The 16,494-nt window shown below is 36.0% G+C and carries 20 protein-coding genes and 2 pseudogenes; 17 read left to right on the top strand and 5 right to left on the bottom strand.

Annotated features, from left to right (window positions below):
- Positions 1 to 133 precede the first annotated feature (133 nt).
- The 4 genes from AC1DOS_RS10915 to AC1DOS_RS10900 all read left to right on the top strand — a co-directional run bounded on the left by AC1DOS_RS10915 (position 134) and on the right by AC1DOS_RS10900 (position 3,056).
- Positions 134 to 1,447 carry an MFS transporter gene (locus AC1DOS_RS10915; protein WP_477537521.1) on the top strand — a complete coding sequence of 438 codons (1,314 nt, stop codon included), beginning with the start codon at positions 134 to 136 and terminating at the stop codon, positions 1,445 to 1,447.
- Between the two features lie 134 nt (positions 1,448 to 1,581).
- Complete coding sequence (locus tag AC1DOS_RS10910; RefSeq protein ID WP_477537520.1) at positions 1,582 to 1,920, top strand: hypothetical protein; 339 nt, start codon at positions 1,582 to 1,584, stop codon at positions 1,918 to 1,920.
- 79 nt (positions 1,921 to 1,999) lie between these two features.
- Positions 2,000 to 2,275, top strand: a complete 276-nt coding sequence (locus AC1DOS_RS10905; RefSeq protein ID WP_477537519.1) for a hypothetical protein — start codon at positions 2,000 to 2,002, stop codon at positions 2,273 to 2,275.
- A gap of 28 nt (positions 2,276 to 2,303) precedes the next feature.
- On the top strand, positions 2,304 to 3,056 hold the full coding sequence (locus AC1DOS_RS10900) for a DUF695 domain-containing protein (RefSeq protein ID WP_477537518.1): 753 nt from the start codon (positions 2,304 to 2,306) through the stop codon (positions 3,054 to 3,056).
- Between the two features lie 90 nt (positions 3,057 to 3,146).
- Here AC1DOS_RS10900 and AC1DOS_RS10895 read toward each other — a convergent pair.
- Positions 3,147 to 3,826: pseudogene (locus tag AC1DOS_RS10895) on the bottom strand (pyridoxal-phosphate dependent enzyme); the annotation flags it as partial.
- Positions 3,827 to 4,402: 576 nt separating this feature from the next.
- Here AC1DOS_RS10895 and AC1DOS_RS10890 point away from each other — a divergent pair.
- Positions 4,403 to 4,861: pseudogene (locus AC1DOS_RS10890) on the top strand (N5,N10-methylene tetrahydromethanopterin reductase); the annotation flags it as partial.
- Positions 4,862 to 5,034: 173 nt separating this feature from the next.
- On the opposite strand, the gene AC1DOS_RS10885 reads toward AC1DOS_RS10890, so the two are convergent.
- Positions 5,035 to 5,214 (bottom strand): H-type small acid-soluble spore protein, encoded by a 180-nt coding sequence (locus tag AC1DOS_RS10885; protein WP_477537517.1) that lies wholly within the window; start codon positions 5,212 to 5,214, stop codon positions 5,035 to 5,037.
- 210 nt (positions 5,215 to 5,424) lie between these two features.
- The gene (locus tag AC1DOS_RS10880; RefSeq protein WP_108585838.1) at positions 5,425 to 5,661 is read right to left on the bottom strand and encodes a YkuS family protein; all 237 of its coding nucleotides are present in this window, start codon (positions 5,659 to 5,661) and stop codon (positions 5,425 to 5,427) included.
- Between the two features lie 182 nt (positions 5,662 to 5,843).
- On the opposite strand from AC1DOS_RS10880, the gene AC1DOS_RS10875 reads away from it, so the two are divergent.
- From AC1DOS_RS10875 to AC1DOS_RS10855, 5 genes are all read left to right on the top strand, one after another.
- A complete protein-coding gene (locus AC1DOS_RS10875) occupies positions 5,844 to 7,031 on the top strand; it encodes a DHH family phosphoesterase (RefSeq protein ID WP_477537516.1) in 1,188 nt (395 codons plus the stop codon).
- Between the two features lie 72 nt (positions 7,032 to 7,103).
- The gene (locus AC1DOS_RS10870; RefSeq protein ID WP_477537515.1) at positions 7,104 to 7,892 is read left to right on the top strand and encodes a VLRF1 family aeRF1-type release factor; all 789 of its coding nucleotides are present in this window, start codon (positions 7,104 to 7,106) and stop codon (positions 7,890 to 7,892) included.
- A 262-nt stretch (positions 7,893 to 8,154) separates the two neighbouring features.
- Positions 8,155 to 8,931 (top strand): basic amino acid ABC transporter substrate-binding protein, encoded by a 777-nt coding sequence (locus tag AC1DOS_RS10865; protein ID WP_477537514.1) that lies wholly within the window; start codon positions 8,155 to 8,157, stop codon positions 8,929 to 8,931.
- A gap of 34 nt (positions 8,932 to 8,965) precedes the next feature.
- Positions 8,966 to 9,676, top strand: a complete 711-nt coding sequence (locus AC1DOS_RS10860; RefSeq protein ID WP_477537513.1) for an amino acid ABC transporter permease — start codon at positions 8,966 to 8,968, stop codon at positions 9,674 to 9,676.
- A 19-nt stretch (positions 9,677 to 9,695) separates the two neighbouring features.
- Positions 9,696 to 10,418, top strand: a complete 723-nt coding sequence (locus AC1DOS_RS10855; protein WP_477537512.1) for an amino acid ABC transporter ATP-binding protein — start codon at positions 9,696 to 9,698, stop codon at positions 10,416 to 10,418.
- Between the two features lie 86 nt (positions 10,419 to 10,504).
- Here AC1DOS_RS10855 and AC1DOS_RS10850 read toward each other — a convergent pair whose 3' ends face one another.
- Together AC1DOS_RS10850 and AC1DOS_RS10845 are read right to left on the bottom strand one after the other, a co-directional pair.
- Positions 10,505 to 11,182: an amino acid ABC transporter permease gene (locus AC1DOS_RS10850; RefSeq protein ID WP_477537511.1), complete on the bottom strand. Its 678-nt coding sequence runs from the start codon at positions 11,180 to 11,182 to the stop codon at positions 10,505 to 10,507.
- A 21-nt stretch (positions 11,183 to 11,203) separates the two neighbouring features.
- Complete coding sequence (locus tag AC1DOS_RS10845) at positions 11,204 to 12,061, bottom strand: transporter substrate-binding domain-containing protein (protein WP_477537510.1); 858 nt, start codon at positions 12,059 to 12,061, stop codon at positions 11,204 to 11,206.
- Positions 12,062 to 12,315: 254 nt separating this feature from the next.
- Here AC1DOS_RS10845 and AC1DOS_RS10840 point away from each other — a divergent pair, with 254 nt between their 5' ends.
- From AC1DOS_RS10840 to AC1DOS_RS10810, 7 genes are all read left to right on the top strand, one after another.
- Positions 12,316 to 12,705, top strand: a complete 390-nt coding sequence (locus tag AC1DOS_RS10840) for a cytochrome-c oxidase (protein ID WP_477537509.1) — start codon at positions 12,316 to 12,318, stop codon at positions 12,703 to 12,705.
- 203 nt (positions 12,706 to 12,908) lie between these two features.
- Positions 12,909 to 13,370, top strand: coding sequence for a GNAT family N-acetyltransferase (locus tag AC1DOS_RS10835; protein ID WP_477537508.1), 462 nt, complete (start codon positions 12,909 to 12,911; stop codon positions 13,368 to 13,370).
- Between the two features lie 100 nt (positions 13,371 to 13,470).
- The gene (locus AC1DOS_RS10830) at positions 13,471 to 14,031 is read left to right on the top strand and encodes a maltose acetyltransferase domain-containing protein (RefSeq protein WP_477537507.1); all 561 of its coding nucleotides are present in this window, start codon (positions 13,471 to 13,473) and stop codon (positions 14,029 to 14,031) included.
- A gap of 120 nt (positions 14,032 to 14,151) precedes the next feature.
- Complete coding sequence (locus AC1DOS_RS10825; RefSeq protein ID WP_477537506.1) at positions 14,152 to 14,628, top strand: DUF4188 domain-containing protein; 477 nt, start codon at positions 14,152 to 14,154, stop codon at positions 14,626 to 14,628.
- A gap of 68 nt (positions 14,629 to 14,696) precedes the next feature.
- Positions 14,697 to 15,161 carry a GNAT family N-acetyltransferase gene (locus AC1DOS_RS10820; RefSeq protein WP_477537505.1) on the top strand — a complete coding sequence of 155 codons (465 nt, stop codon included), beginning with the start codon at positions 14,697 to 14,699 and terminating at the stop codon, positions 15,159 to 15,161.
- Between the two features lie 113 nt (positions 15,162 to 15,274).
- Positions 15,275 to 15,721 carry a DinB family protein gene (locus AC1DOS_RS10815; RefSeq protein ID WP_477537504.1) on the top strand — a complete coding sequence of 149 codons (447 nt, stop codon included), beginning with the start codon at positions 15,275 to 15,277 and terminating at the stop codon, positions 15,719 to 15,721.
- Between the two features lie 419 nt (positions 15,722 to 16,140).
- On the top strand, positions 16,141 to 16,494 hold a 354-nt coding region (locus AC1DOS_RS10810), incomplete at its 3' end, for a dynamin family protein (protein ID WP_477537503.1).

Below are 16,494 nucleotides of genomic sequence, written 5' to 3'. Positions count from 1 at the left end.
GTCTTTTAGGTGTACTAGTCTTGGTTTTTTACTAAATTTAAAACCTATCATCTTTTGAAGATTAAAGAGGATATAATGATTATAGAAATCATAACATGTATAAAGTTTATTTCTTCGAAAAGAGGTTTGAATGATGTCGCAGAAACCTGATGATTCAGGCAATATTAAAAGTCATCCAGATTGGATGCAGAGTTATCTTGATTCACCTGAGAAGCAACAAAAGCTCTACCGACGTACCTTGTGGATCGTTGTCCTTTCACAAATTTTCGGGGGAGCAGGACTTGCAGCTGGGATAACAGTTGGAGCACTCCTTGCTCAGGATATGCTAGGAACTGATAGTTTTGCAGGGGTTCCGGTAGCCTTGTTTACACTTGGTTCTGCAGCGGCAGCCTTAATTATAGGTCGGCTGTCGCAACGTTTTGGACGGCGTTCAGGACTTGCTACAGGATTTTTGACTGGAGGTATTGGAGCAATCGGGGTAGTGGTTGCTGCATTAACTAACAATATTTTCATTCTGTTTGCATCATTCCTAATCTATGGTTTTGGTACCGCAACCAACTTACAAGCACGCTATGCAGGGACTGACTTAGCCAATTCTAAGCAGCGTGGTACAGCAATTAGTATTGCCTTGGTTTCAACTACATTCGGTGCTTTTGCAGGTCCGAACTTAGTTGGAGTAATGGGGCAGTTCGCCAAGTCAATCGGTGTTCCTGCGCTTGCTGGTCCATTCATTTTAGCGGCGGCAGCCTTTATTATTGCTGGTTTAGTTCTTTTAGTATTACTTCGTCCTGATCCTCTTGCCGTAGCAAATGCCATTGCAGAGAATCAGAAACTAAATGATAGTAATCTGTTAAATGAGAATGACAAAACACAGATTAATAACAAAAGAGGAATCATTTTAGGCGCAACAGTAATGGTTATTACCCAAATAGTCATGGTAGCCATTATGACAATGACTCCTGTACATATGAGACACCACGGTCATGGTTTAAGTGATGTAGGAATGGTCATTGGTTTCCATGTTGCAGCTATGTACCTGCCATCTCTTGTGACAGGTGTACTCGTTGACAAGTTGGGTCGTATTTTTATGACAATCGCTGCTGGAGCAACGTTAATGGCCGCAGGTCTTGTAGCTGCATTTGCACCTGGTGATTCCTTGCTCGTACTTATTATTGCACTAGTTCTTCTTGGACTTGGCTGGAATTTTGGTTTGATTAGTGGCACAGCACTCATCGTGGATTCTACACAGCCATCCAACCGCGCTAAGACTCAGGGAAGTGTAGATGTCTTGGTAGCTTTGGCTGGTGTATCAGGTGGAGGTCTTTCAGGGATAGTAGTAGCACAAACAAGTTACACTGTACTTTCTCTTGCTGGGGGCTTTCTTTCATTATTGTTAATACCCGTGGTGGTGTGGTCCCGCAAGAAGGATGACGATTTCGGTAATTGAGTACAAAATGTATTAAGTTAAATACAAGGGAGTTCAATTCGTATATGAATTGAACTCCCTATATTTTTATAGAGGTATTGTCATTTTATGTTAATATGAATAAAATGAATTCTTTATAGGAGGATTGAAGAGATATGCCGATGGAACAGGAAACAATGGGAATGTTAATTGGTGGATTTTCAGTTATAATAGGTATCGCATTTATAGTTGTTTTGGTATTAATGCTCTCAAAAAAACGACAACCATTTAGATCGGCTAATGCATTTGTTATTGGTTTTCTTGTACTCTTTACTTGGGCAATCAGCCATGCATTAAAAGCAATTAGTTTTGATATTAACCATCCCATGGCATCTGAAGAAATATCTCTAAGTTTAGGATTTGCAGGGGCTTTATGGGCAATTAGTATGCTATTTTTATTGGTGGGGATAATCAAATTTTCTTCTACCCAAAAATCTACAGTGAAACCACAATGAAAATTAAACAGATCATGTTAAAAAGGTATCGGTTATTGACCCCATGACTTTTATTTCATGAGAAGAGGTGTGAGAGTTATTGGAGTTTATCTTTGGAATGATCGCAGATTTGTTTTTGTTCTTTTTTATCCCGGAATCCAAATTTGAGAAAAATGTAGAGAAACTGAAAGAAGAAGATTGGTTTGTCACTTTAAACGAAGATTACCGCTATAACTATATCATTTGGAATAACAGTAAAGTAAAGAGATTTATTTCAAAGTCCAATAATCTTAATATGTTGCTCATAGATGATGTGGAACAGAAAAAGTTTATTGAACTTATCAAACAAGAACATTTGAAATTTATTTCCCATTAACATGGTTAGGGGAAAAGGAGGATTTAATATGTCGGAATACTGGGATACCTATTTTGGTTTTATTGATGAAAAGCCTGCTGCCATCGTATTGGATATGGAGGTATCACAAGAAATTGACACGGAACTATACAAGCATGCGTTTGCAGTTAGATTTGCATTAAAGGCGCCAAATGAAGTTGGGTTCCATGTCGGGTCAGAATCGGAAGAATTGAACGAAATCGAACATGATTTTAAAGAGTCTGCAGAGCTCAAAAATTATATCAATGTGGGAAGAATAACCACTGACGGAATTAGAGATATTATTTTTTATTCTACTCTGGGGGACGATGATGTTCTAGTTTTGGAAGCGAACGGCTACTATCAATCGTTGGGATATGAAGTGGAAGTTTTTAAAATTGAAGAAGAAACAAATTGGGAATTCTATTTCGAGTGTCTTTATCCTAATCCTTACCAGTTTCAACATATGGGGAATCATAGTGTATTGGAAGCCTTAGAAGAATCCGGTGATAAGTTGGAAGTACCGCGGAAAGTAGAGCATATTGTTTTGTTTCAGGATGAAAAAATGATGAAGAGCTTCGCCAAAGCAGTAAAAAAAGAAGGTTTCACGATAGAAGAAGGATTAATTGAACCGGATGAAGAAGGCAATTATGTTATGTGCATTTCCAGGATCGACTCAGTCGATTACGAAGCAATCGATGATCTTACAGATTTGTTACTGGAAATTGCAGAAAAGTTTGAGGGAGAATATGATGGCTGGGAAACGATAGTTATTGAAGCTTGAAAGGTTTCCAATGTTGTCCTAGTAGTAACAAACATTTTAATAATTAAAAAGAAGAGAGTATTCAACCTCTCTTCTTACACAGCGAGAATATTAATCAAACAAATTCATACTCAAATACCGTTCCCCTGTGTCAGGTGCGATACATAACACTTTTTTTCCTTTTCCTAAACGTTGGGCGATTTCAATGGCCGCATAAACCGCAGCACCTGCTGAAGGACCAACAAAAACCCCTTCTTCACGGGCCAATTTCTTAAATACCTCAATCGCGTCCTCATCACTGATTTGCATAATTTCATCGTATACTTTTGTATTCAAAATATCGGGTATAAAGCCAGGACTTGTGCCAACTAGCTTATGTTTGCCTGGTTTTCCACCGGATAATACAGGTGATCCTTTTGGTTCTACAACAGTTATAAACAAACATGGAATATGTTCTTTCAACGTTTCTCCAGTTCCTGTAATAGTACCACCAGTGCCAGCTGTTGCCACGAAGGCGTCCAATTCACCATTCATTTGTTCCAAAATCTCTATAGCCGTTGTGGTCCGGTGGATATCCGGATTCGCGGTGTTTTCAAATTGTTGCGGGATAAAACTATTTGGAATTTGAATTTTCAATTCTAGCGCTTTTTGAATAGCTCCAGGCATTTTAACCTCGTTTGGAGTCAACACCACTTCAGCTCCGAATGCTTTCAAGAGATTAATCGTTCTTGTGTGGCATTATCCGGAAGTACAAGAATTGCCTTGTATCCCTTAGCAGCTGCCACCATGGCATCGTGGTGTATTACCAACGAAGGATGGTGATACAAATAATATATAGGATTACTATCCTAGGGGAGGTTTTAAAATGAAAACTTTGTATCATTTTATTGTTGATTGTTTCGACAGTAGGAGGTTGCTCTGGTAAATATCTCGCTTTCTCGGGAGAAAGTAAAAACTGGGAAGGTACATACTCAACAACTATTAACGAAAGTACCGAGAATGGTACTTATACTTTGCATTTTAAAAATGGCGATAGAAATACTAAGCTAAAGGAAATAGAAATTATTATTAATAACGGTGGAGGAGAATCCATACTAAACGAGGAGGAGCATATAGGAGGAAAATGAAAGAATAAAGGTAACAATTAAATGGGATGGCCAGTATGAAGAGAAATTTTACTTAGACCAAAAATAAAGCAAATTTTCGCGATATTCCTCGATTTTTTGTCGCACGCGTTTGTTCAGGATTGTCACTTTGCGCGATTTCCCGGGAAAAGAGGAAGTTACGATTTGAGGAAGGCTCATTACATGGATTGAGATGAACGGATTGTGAAGGCTTTAGGAAGATTTTTTTATAATATACTCCACCAGAAAAGTTTTCTAAGTGGATACGACTTAGCCGAATATAATGAAAAAGATCTGAGCAATCCATTTGAATTTAAACCTACAGAACACGGTCACTATAAAGCAGCATCGTTAACCAAGGATTCTGCTAAAAAATTGTCTATCGGAGAAGCGATTGGCCTCCTTGAAAAATTGGACCGCAATACAATTATTGTTGGCAATCCAAGTGAAGTGGCAGATGTCATACAATATCAATTCGAAGCATCAGGTGTGGATGGATTTAATCTAAATCATCTTGTTACACCAGCAAGCCTGGAAGATTTTATTGATCTGGTCGTTCCAATTTTACAAAAAAGAGGTCTATATAAAACAGACTACCAAAAAGGTACATTAAGAGAAAAGTTGTTTGACCATGGAAGCAGCCTATTGCCAGAGGGTCATCCTGGTAGTGGGTACAGAAAACCTAGTCCTGTTAGAGTGTAAAGGAATATTGTGTTTAGATCATTAGGTATCATAAACCTTTCTTAATATAAAAAACCTCTTTCCATAAAGAAAGAGGCTAAAGAAAATACATCAAGTTTCTATACTTTGTATTTTCTCTCCGAAGTCAAAATTGAGAGGTGAAAAGTCTGATTAGTGTAAATGCCAAAACTCCATTATTGTTCAGCTAATTCAGTTACAGCAACACTTTTTTTACTTGATGGATTGGCAAGGGGATGTATCGTCACCTGTCCGTTGCTTTGATCCACATGTTCAATATAAACGGGTTCCCCGTTAAAGGAGACACTGGCCATGACTTGTGATGCAGAGATTTCTTGCGCGCGTTTCGCATCCATAGTATCAGCTCCTTGTGATATACGATAAGTTCTAAAGTTAAAATATTCTAATGTGCATTTAGGTTAAGGTAGCGACGAACAAAATCATTTTTGCAATTGACTGTAGAAAAAGAGTCGAGCGGTAGTCTTACCCCGCTCGGCTTTTTTTGCTTTAAGTTTTTATTCTAGAGCCACGACTAAGTTTTTAATGTATACATTTATGCCCTTAGATTAAAACTGACTTAATCGGTTTTCCACAGCTTCTACAACATTGTCAGTGGACATCCCTGACATTGCCACGACTGGAAATGTGAATTCATCATTATGTCCCTCGTTAATTGCCCTTACTACTCCTAAATCATAACCAGAAACATTTTCATCTGTATTGAACATMGTTACTGTATGTCCTTTTTCTTCTAAGGCGTTTTTCACGTCTTCATAGGGTTTTTCAACTGCGATTTTAGCCATTTTTTCACATCCTTCATTCAAAAAAATAGAAACACAAAAGTTATTCTTCCCTAAAGTTTCAACACTAACCACCGTTAAATCTATTACATTTTTTCTATTTCTAATTTTCTTTTCTCTTGAAAAACAAACTGAATCAATAATTTCCACCTTTTAAATCCATACTACAGTGAGAGGTGAAAGATATGTATAAATTGTTATCTCATAATGATTTGGACGGAGTCGGATGCGGTATATTAGCGAAACTCGCTTTTGGTAAACAGGTGAAGGTTAGATACAATTCCATTGCAAGTCTAAATCGTGAAGTAGAGTGGTTCTTGGAAAATGATGATAAGAATACCTTTTTATTTATTACTGATTTGTCCGTAAACGACGAAAATGAAAGAAAACTTAATGACTTTTACCAGTCAGATGGACGAGTTCAGTTGCTAGATCATCATAAAACTGCGCTGCATTTTAACGAATATGAATGGGGACATGTAGTGGTTGAGGACGAAGAAGGGAAATTAACTTCTGCGACTTCCTTGTTTTATGAACATCTTGTAAGTAATCGACTATTAAAACCATCTGAGGCAATTGCTGAATTTGTTGAGCTAGTTAGACAATATGATACGTGGGAATGGGAGAAAAATGAAAATGCACATGCGCAGCGTCTTAATGCACTTTTTTATTTAATTACAATTGAAGAATTTGAAGATAAAATGTTGAATCGACTAATGACTGATGAACATTTTCGTTTTGACGAATTCGAAAACAAAATACTCGATATGGAAGAGAATAAAATCGAACGTTATATTCGACGCAAACGCAGAGAACTTATCCAAACACAAGTTGGGAATTATCTAGCAGGTATTGTGTATGCCGAATCTTATCATTCTGAACTTGGCAATGAACTCGGCAAAGAATACCCACATTTAGACTATATTGCTATTTTAAATATTGGAGGAAAACGTTTAGGATTTCGAACGATACACKATCATGTGGATGTTTCGGAAGTAGCCGGTACATTCGGTGGTGGAGGGCATGCAAAAGCATCGGGTAGTTCACTAACTAAAGAAGCATACGCTCAGTTTGTTTTAGAGACATTTAACTTAGATCCCCTGAGGGAAGACGCAAGGCGAAACCGATATAATCTAAAACATTCTTTATTCGGATGTCTTTATAAAAATCAAACGGAAGAAATCTTCTTTCTCTATCCCTCAGGGGAAAGCGAATGGGTTATTGAAAAAAATAAAAAAATACTCGATTCAAAATTTGAAAGTTTTGATGACGGGGAGAAATATTTGAAAAGAAACTATGCTACGTGGTTAGTGAGAGATGATACGTTTGTTAAATATCTAATGGATGGGTATTCGAGCAGAAAGTTCAAATAATCGATTCGTTTTAAACTTGGTTATCCAAGGGCATGCTTATAAAGTATAGACTATTAGGAGGTAAAGGAACTCATGTTAACAAACAAAGAACTTCAAGCATTGAAAGACTTTCATAGTGGTGAACGTGGTGTGTTAAGTATGTATTTAAATACGAATCCGGGAGACCCAGACAATTTAAACGGAGGCTGGAAAATCCATCTGAAAAATGGATTTAAAGAGCTAAATAAATTTCTGTCAGACAAAGAAACTGAATTGAAATCATTAAAAGCACTGAAGGAAAAAGTATTAGATGAACTAGATAAAAATCCGGATGAGTTGCGAAAAGGAGTCGTTCTATTTGCTTCAGAAAACCCGGAATTGTGGTCGGTTCACTATGTACAAGTACCAGTTAAATCAAGCTTCCACTGGGAAGACCATCCAGTTCTTGAACAACTAGAATATATGTACAAAGCCTATCCAGAAGCCGGTATTATTTTACCAAGCTTTGGTGAAGTACGTATTTTGGATACGGCAATGGGAGTAGTAAAGGRAGAAATTACTTACGTATTTGATCCAAACCTTGAAGAATGGGGACAATCGAAACAGATGGATCCTACTGGTTCCCATGTAATTGGAAGTAGTAAAGTTGATTTTCTAGAGTCGCGTTTGAAAGAAAATTTAAACAGGTTCTTTAAAAGTATGGGTATTACCGTGGAACGCTTGAAGAAAGAACGAGGTTGGGAAGAAATCCATGTGGCAGGGGAAACTGAGTTGGCAATCGCTTTCTCTGAAATTTTACGTAAAAAACCAACAAGCTGTATTTACAAAAATCTAAATAACAGCAAAACAAGTGATGTAATTCATCAAGTTTTCGAGAAATAATGCAGAAAGATAAATTTTATATAAGGCCATTTACTATTACTTGTATAGTAAATGGCCTTATTTTTAGTTGCATTTTTGGGCAAAATTTAAAGTTTTCGTATCTATAATTTCTATGTTTTCTCTATCTTGCTACTTAAATCGTCTATATTTTTCTATTGTATGGTAAGTAGTATTCATATATAATAAAATTAATTATCATAAGTATTCAGATAATTAAAACAATTAGAATTGATTAAAAACTAGATTAATAGGGGGTATTTTATTGAAACGTGTTAAACGCTTGTTTTCTTTAGGCGTCATTTTATCTAGTATAAGTTTGGCTCTGGTTGGCTGTGGAACAGATACAACAGGAGAAAATGGTGGGGATAAGAAATACATTGTTGGAACAGATGCTACATATGCACCAATGGAATATATGGATGACAAAGGCAACATCGTTGGTACGGATATTGATATTATTAAAGCGCTTGCAAAGGAATTAGACATAGAAGTAGAATTCAAAAATTATGGATTTGAACCATTATTCACCGCAGTATCAAATGAAGAAGTAGACTTTGCAGTTTCTTCAATTACGATTACAGATGAACGAAAAGAAACATACGATTTTTCGGATCCTTACTACGTAGCTAATCAATTAATTTTAGTTCCAGAAGAATCTTCAGTTGGTAAATTCAAAGATTTGAAGGATAAAAAAGTATCAGTTCAGATGAATACAACGGGCCATAAAGTAGTACAAGGATTACTTGGGAATACAAGTTCAAAAATTGTTGCTATGGAATCAATGCCACTTGCAATTAGTGAAATGTTAAATGGCAATGCGGATGCTGCAATTGGGGACAATGCAGTCATTAATGAATATAAGAAGAATAATCCAAAAGTTGCATTGAAAACAGTTGAAGATGAAGCTTTTGAAAAAGAGTATTATGGCTTGATGGTTAAAAAAGGAAATGAAGAATTACTCACTCTTTTAAACGAAGGAATTGAGAAATTAAAGGCAAATGGAAAGTTAAAAGAAATCACTGGTTTTGATGTAGAGTAACTTTACATTTAACAGGGTAGCGGAGGTGATTGACATGGATTTCCCGGACATTAGATGGGATATTATCTGGAACTATAAAGAGTTATTTATTCGTGGGATTTGGATTACACTCGCTCTTACAATTGTCGGTTATTTAGGCGGTATTGTATTAGGATTATTTTTAGGAATGGGTAAGCTTTCGAAGAAAAAATGGTTATATTATCCGAGTAAATACTATGTTGATTTCTTCCGTGGAACGCCATTGCTCGTACAAATTCTTTTAATCCATTTAGCAATCATACCAGCAATTTTTGGTCATTCATTAGGGTATTTTGTTTCAGGATGTGTGGCGCTTATTTTAAATAGTGCTGCCTATAATGCAGAAATTATCCGTGCGGGCATTCAGTCGATTGAAAAAGGTCAAATGGAAGCAGCGAGATCACTCGGGATGCCAAATAATATGGCTATGAGACATATTATATTGCCACAAGCATTACGTCGAATGATTCCGCCACTTGGTAATGAGTTAATTGCATTATTAAAAGACTCTTCTTTAGTGACAGTTATCGCAGCAAATGATTTATTGTATGCAGGAAAAGTCGTCGCAGGTGCATATTCTCGCTTTTGGGAACCATATATCACAGTGGCGATATTATACTTATTTCTTACATTCTTCTTTGGGAAAATTATTACGTATGTTGAAAACCGCTTTAGTAACAGTTTTGTTCCTAAACAGAAAAAAGGTATGTTTTCAATTCGGCGGTAATGGTTAGGACGGTGGACAGATGATTAAAATCCAGGGATTACATAAATCGTTTGGAGAATTAGAAGTACTAAAAGGCATCGATTATGAAGTGAAAGAAAAAGAAATTATTTGTGTAATTGGTCCAAGTGGCTCAGGAAAAAGCACTTTTTTACGATGCATTAATATGCTAGAGGATGTAACGTCTGGAGATGTGTTCATTGATGGTGTAAAGGTGAATGATGCCAAAACGGACATCAATGCCATTCGAAAAGAAGTAGGCATGGTTTTCCAACAATTCAACCTATTTCCGCATATGCGTGTATTGGAAAACATTACGATCGCACCAATTAAGATTAAAAACATGAATCCTAAAGAAGCTCAAACACTTGCCCATCAATTACTTAAAAAAGTTGGACTTGGTGACAAAGCGAATTCTTATCCCGAACAGCTTTCAGGCGGGCAAATGCAACGTGTGGMCATTGCTAGAGCACTAGCGATGCAACCGAAAATTATGCTGTTCGATGAACCAACTTCTGCACTTGATCCGGAAATGGTCAATGAAGTGTTGGACGTGATGAAACAACTTGCGTATGAAGGCATGACGATGGTGGTCGTAACACATGAAATGGGCTTTGCTAAAGAAATGGGAGACCGAGTATTATTCATGGATCAAGGACTTCTTGTAGAAGAAGGGACACCTGAACAAATATTTAATTCTCCACAACATGAGCGTACACAAGCATTTTTGAGTAAAGTGCTGTAATAAAGTTGCTAATAAAAAAACCATCTTTCCGAGCGGAATGTTCGCTAGAAAAGATGGTTTTTTTAAGCTATTCGCATGTAACTCTTCTAAAGATATTTAGCATAGCGTTTTTCTAAGTAATTTTGCATCACGGTCATTGCTGAACAAATGGCCCAGTATATGAGTGCCACCAAAATTAAAAGCGTCAACAAATCATATTCTCTAGCACCTATGATACGTGCTTTTTGAAAAATCTCTGGTACCGTAATCATGGCTGCAAGGGATGATGCTTTTATTAAATCCATTAGGACGTTCGATAACGGCGGTATCGAAATTCTTACTGATTGTGGAAGAATAATTCGCTTCATCGATTGCCAGTAAGACAGGCCTAGTGCTTTTGAAGATTCCCATTGGCCAATATCAACGGAAGACAGGGAAGAGCGAAGAATTTCAGCCATATACGCAGCACTATTTAAGCTAAAGCCAATTAAAGCTGCTTGCACCGCTGTAAATTCAATACCCACTACTGGAAAACCAAAATACAAGACAAATAAGATTACAAGAATTGGTACGCCCCTCATAAATGAAATATACATTCTAGCGGGCCATTGTAAGATGAAATGTGATGATGTGCGTGCAAGGGCAAGGAAAAAACCGATGATTAATCCAACCACCATACTCACAAGCGCAATTAACAGTGTATATCCTATCCCACTTAGAACATAGGGGAAAGAATCAATGGCGAGTTGAGGATCAAATAAAAGACCCCATTCTATTTCATTCATTAGCATTTCCCCCAATTGCTATTACTTAATGTCAACTACTTGAGTAACGTCTGCTCCATTAAAGAACTTAGCTGAAATTTCAGCAATTGTTCCGTCTTCTAGCATTTCATCAATCACTAGATTGACGTTTTCTTCAAGCTCTGTGTTTTCTTTGTTTATTGCAAAACCAATTTTAGATGGACTGTATTTAATATCTGGATGAATCGTAATATTCAAGTCAGGAAATGCAGCTACTGCAAGAGTTTGAAGGTAATAATCATTTAATATTACGTCTGTTCGACCAATCCCTACATCACGTAAATACACTTCGTTTGGTGCATTGTCATATGTTACTTCTTCAGCCCCATATTGACGTGCCAATTCCATATAAACGGATGTAGAAGCTCCAGCAGCTTTTTTACCTTTGAGGTCTTCTAACGTTTTAATACCTGATAAATCGTCTTTGCGAACAACTGCTGTACCAAATGAATGTTTAATCGGAGTAGAGAAAATAAAGTTCTCTAGACGGTCTTCGTTCATTTCAATGTCATTTGCAGCCATATCGACTTGTCCCGTTTTGACACTTGTAAGCATCTCATCAAAACCAAGCTCTTTAAATTCGATGTCAAGTTCAAGGCGTTTTGCAACTTCACGAACGACTTCTACTTCAAAGCCTGTTAACTCATCAGAATTTTCATCCCGGTAAGAAGTAGGGAAAAGTGTTCCTGATGTAGCTACTGTAATTGAACCTTCTTCTTTAATTTTATCCCAAGCTGTCGCTGCTTTTTCTGATTCATTTGAAGTATTACTGCTATCATCATTGTTACAAGCAGTTAAAAGGAAAATTGACATAATTCCTGTAATTAATGCAAAGCGTTTTTTCTTCATAAACGTATTCATAATAAGCCTCCCTAAATTAGAATCCGTTTTAAAACATACCATTTAACTATGATTTTGAGCAACCCTTTCAATGCAGTAAATAATTATTGTGTTTAATCTGAACATTTCGTCTATCTTGCATTATTTTCCCCAGTGGTTATTATTAAATAATTTGTTAAAGATGGATAATACGAGTTGTCTAGAGAATACTATCTCCTTTTCGAAAATAGAATAATAAGGTAAGTATTATTCTTTATATAGGAAGGAGAAAAAAAGTGGGAATTAAATTTATTAAAGTGTCAGTTATTTATTTTACCATTGGAGTTCTGTTGGGGATGTATATGTCAATGGAGCATGATTATGTTTTGAAAGGCGTACATGTACACATTAGTTTACTGGGCTGGGCTTCATTCGCACTTGCAGGAATCATATATTATTTATTTCCAAAAGCGGGAAATCATACACTTGCGAAGGTACATTTCTGGGGAGCAAATATAGGACTTCCATTGATGATGGGGGGACTGCTTACTTTACTTATTAGCGGATCAGAGCAAGCAACTGTTTTTATTTCACTCGGTACAACACTTGTAGTAATCAGTACGATTTTGTTTGCCTATAATGTTTTGATGAATGTACGAGTTCCAGTGGTAACGCTGAAAGAATAATATACGAAAAGAATACCCGTAACGGTTATCCAATCCGTTACGGATTTTTATATTTCCAGGACACCTACAGCGTTAATGGGAAAAGTTGTTACTGAGCGTATTTTCCTATTCAATCAAAGGTACAAGCTTGAAGAAGGTATTCCAGTGTCAATGGAGAATTAATTAAGATTATATATGTCAGATTATGATAAGAGGTAAAATGTATGAAAGTACAATTGAAAAGTGTTACGAGAGAAAACTGGGAAGAAGCTTTAGCTCTAAAAGTTCAGAAACAACAAAGTAACTTTGTTCCCCAAGTAGCGGTATCACTTGCCAAAGTTTATATTAAGCCAGACGGGGACAACATTGTTTATTTACCCTTTGCCATCTATGACAACAAGAAAATGGTCGGTTTTATTATGCATGCATACGAGGAAAATACAACGAATATGTATTGGATAAACGGATTTATAATTGATGAGAATTATCAGGGTAAAGGATATGGTAGGGCTGCATTAACTGAGATGGTTCATTGGATAGCAAATAGATTTACCATTTGTAAAGAAATTCGTCTTACCGTATATAGAGATAATGAAAATGCTCGTAAATTTTATAAAAGTTTTGGCTTTCTTCCAACCGGAGATGTATATGGTGATGAAGATGTATGGTTTCTTCCTATAATATAATTATGTAAACTAATATTACGATTTACATGAACAAGATATTCTTGGAAATGATTATCTTGATATTCACTGCACATTAATATTTGTTAAGGAGATTAAAAAAATGACAACTGAAAAAGAGAAAATGTTGAATGGTGATCTTTATAATCCAGCTGACCCAGAATTACTGAAAGAAAGATTAAACGCACGAAGACTAACTAGATTATATAATCAAACAATCGAAACAGATGAGAATAATAGAACTGAACTATTACAAGAATTGTTAGGTTCAACTGAAAAAAATCTATACATAGAACCAACTTTTCGCTGTGATTATGGTTATAACATACATGTTGGTGAAAATTTCTATGCTAATTTTGATTGTGTAATATTGGATGTTTGTGACATTCGAATAGGTGATAACTGCTTTATTGCACCGGGGGTACACATATATACAGCAACCCATCCACTTAATCCAAATGAAAGAATATCGGGTGTAGAATACGGAATACCAGTTAATATTGGACACAATGTCTGGATTGGTGGGAGAGCCGTTATCAACCCAGGAGTTAACATAGGTAATAATGTAGTTATTGCTTCTGGCTCAGTCGTAGTAAAAGATGTCCCGGACAATGTGGTCGTAGGTGGAAATCCTGCGAAAATAATTAAACAAATTGAACTGTAGATTAAACAGGAGTTGTCTGTGAGCAAATCACCTCCGTCAGCTAAAGAGGAAGGTTAGAAGAAAAAGGGTTAGCTATCAAAATTGAATTGGCTAAATACAATTTACTGGGGGAATTTAGACTTGGGAAATAAAATTTATAATGGCAGGTATACCGTTGACTCTAGAGACGAAGATTTTGTGGTTTTTATTATCGGTATGCGCATTAATCAAATATTTGCAATTTCCAAGTGGCTACCAGTTGCCAAAGCAATGGGACCTATGATTAAAGAGTTATATCAAAATCCTCAATGGGGATTTATACATACCGAAGTTTTGTTTAGTTGGCGAACAATAACTCTTATTCAATATTGGAAGGGATTTGATGAATTAATAACCTATGCTCATGGAAATACTCATTCACTTGCGTGGAAAGCTTATAATAAAAAAATTACTAATAATGGAAGTGTAGGTGTCTATCACGAAACCTACAAAATTGAAAAGGGTGCATCAGAAGCAATCTATAATAATATGCCTAAAATAGGACTTTCAAAAGCACTGTCACACATACCAGTATCAAAAAATAAAGATACAGCCATTAAACGAATGACCATAAAGTAAACATTAAACTAACGGATGTTTAATGAATATCATAGCTGTCTACGTGGGAAATAAAGGAGGGATTAATTATGGATATTAAAATAGATGATTTAACAGGATATGAAGTTGCTGAATTGTTAAGGGAGCATCTTCATAGTATGATACTGAATTCACCACGAGAAAGTATACATGCCTTAAATCTTGAACAATTGCAAAGTCCAGACATTACATTTTGGAGTGCATGGGAAGAAAATGAATTAGTGGGATTCGGAGCTCTTAAAGAAATTGACGAGCATCATGGAGAGATAAAATCAATGAGAACATCTTCATTACATCTCCGGAAAGGTGTTGCAAAGCGACTACTTCAACACATAATTGAAGAAGCAAAGCGACGAGACTATGAGCGGTTAAGTTTGGAAACTGGATCCATGGATTCTTTCGAACCAGCAAGACGACTATATTCTAGTTTCGGATTCAAATATTGTAACCCGTTTTCCGATTACATTGAGGACCCAAATAGCGTATTTATGAAAAAGGAATCTACTCTTACCTAGAGTGCGATTCTTAAGTGAGAAAATAAATTAGAGATATAGAGGAGGGTATGGGCTATTTATGATAACCGCTTGTGCTAATTGAGATTAACTTAATACAGTAAGAGGGGAAAAATATGCAAAGCGTTATTGATAATTTAAATAATTGGATAATAAAGGTCCCTGAAGAGTTCAGTCGGATGTCCGGATTAGATGTGTCTCAACGACCTATGCCTCTTAAGTGGTCAAAAAAAGAGGTTTTGGGCCATTTATGTGACTCAGCTATTAATAACCTTGAAAGATTTATCAAAATTCAATATGAATTACAGCCATTTTTCCTTACCCCATATAATCAAGATCAGTGGGTAGATATACAGGATTATCAAAATATATCAATTGAAGAAATAATAAATCTATGGTGTAACTTAAATAAAAAGATAATAAAAGTTATCGTTAAAATCCCCACCAAAAAACTAACGTATCTATGTGATATAGGTAATGTTCAACTTATGACTCTTGAGTGGCTTATTAAAGACTATCTGGAACATATGGAACACCATTTAAAAAATCAAATTTTCAAATAAATAAATGAGTCCTGGAATTTCGTCTGAAAGTTAACCTCTCTTGTGAACGTACAAGAGGGGTTTTTACGTAATCTCTTATTGCACTAAAAGGTGCAAGAGCTGATGATCTTAGTGAGTTGCAGAGGCAGCACCATTTTTTGCATCTTTTAACTAACGGGGAAGATTAGTTGAACAATAAAACAGAAAATATGAAAAAGAAAAGTATAAAAGATGGAAAAAGAATTGGTGAAATTTAAGAAACATTAACATCACACCAAGCTTTTGGTGTTTATGGTTCATACCATATAATCTTTGTCAATTGATTGAATCAAGTGCTATTTAATAAGTTGGATTTTTAACAAGTTATAACCCAGTATGATACGGCTGTTTCAAACATGATATGATAGACATACTTTTTAACAAAGGAGTTCAAGTAAAGTATGCAATCATTTGATGCCAAAATAAATCTATTATTACAAGAAACAGCTCAAGCTTACACATTATTTAAACGAACGGACGATGTGGAGCGATTAAATAAGACCGAATTATTTGCTAGAAAATTAATGAATCGGGAGTTTACTATCGGTTTTGCCGGACATTTTTCAGCGGGTAAATCATCTATGATCAATGCGTTAACTGGAGAACAACTTCTTCCTTCAAGCCCCATTCCAACAAGTGCTAATATCGTCAAAATACATAAAGCAACAACTGATTTTGCTATTGTCTACATGCAAGATCAACAGCCGGTTAAATTCACAGGAGATTATGATTTCGAAACAGTGAAAGAATTTTGT

The organism is Paenisporosarcina sp. P5_A11, assembly GCF_056400705.1.
Note: the sequence above shows the minus strand (reverse complement) of the source record. Positions and strands in the feature narration are given on the sequence as shown.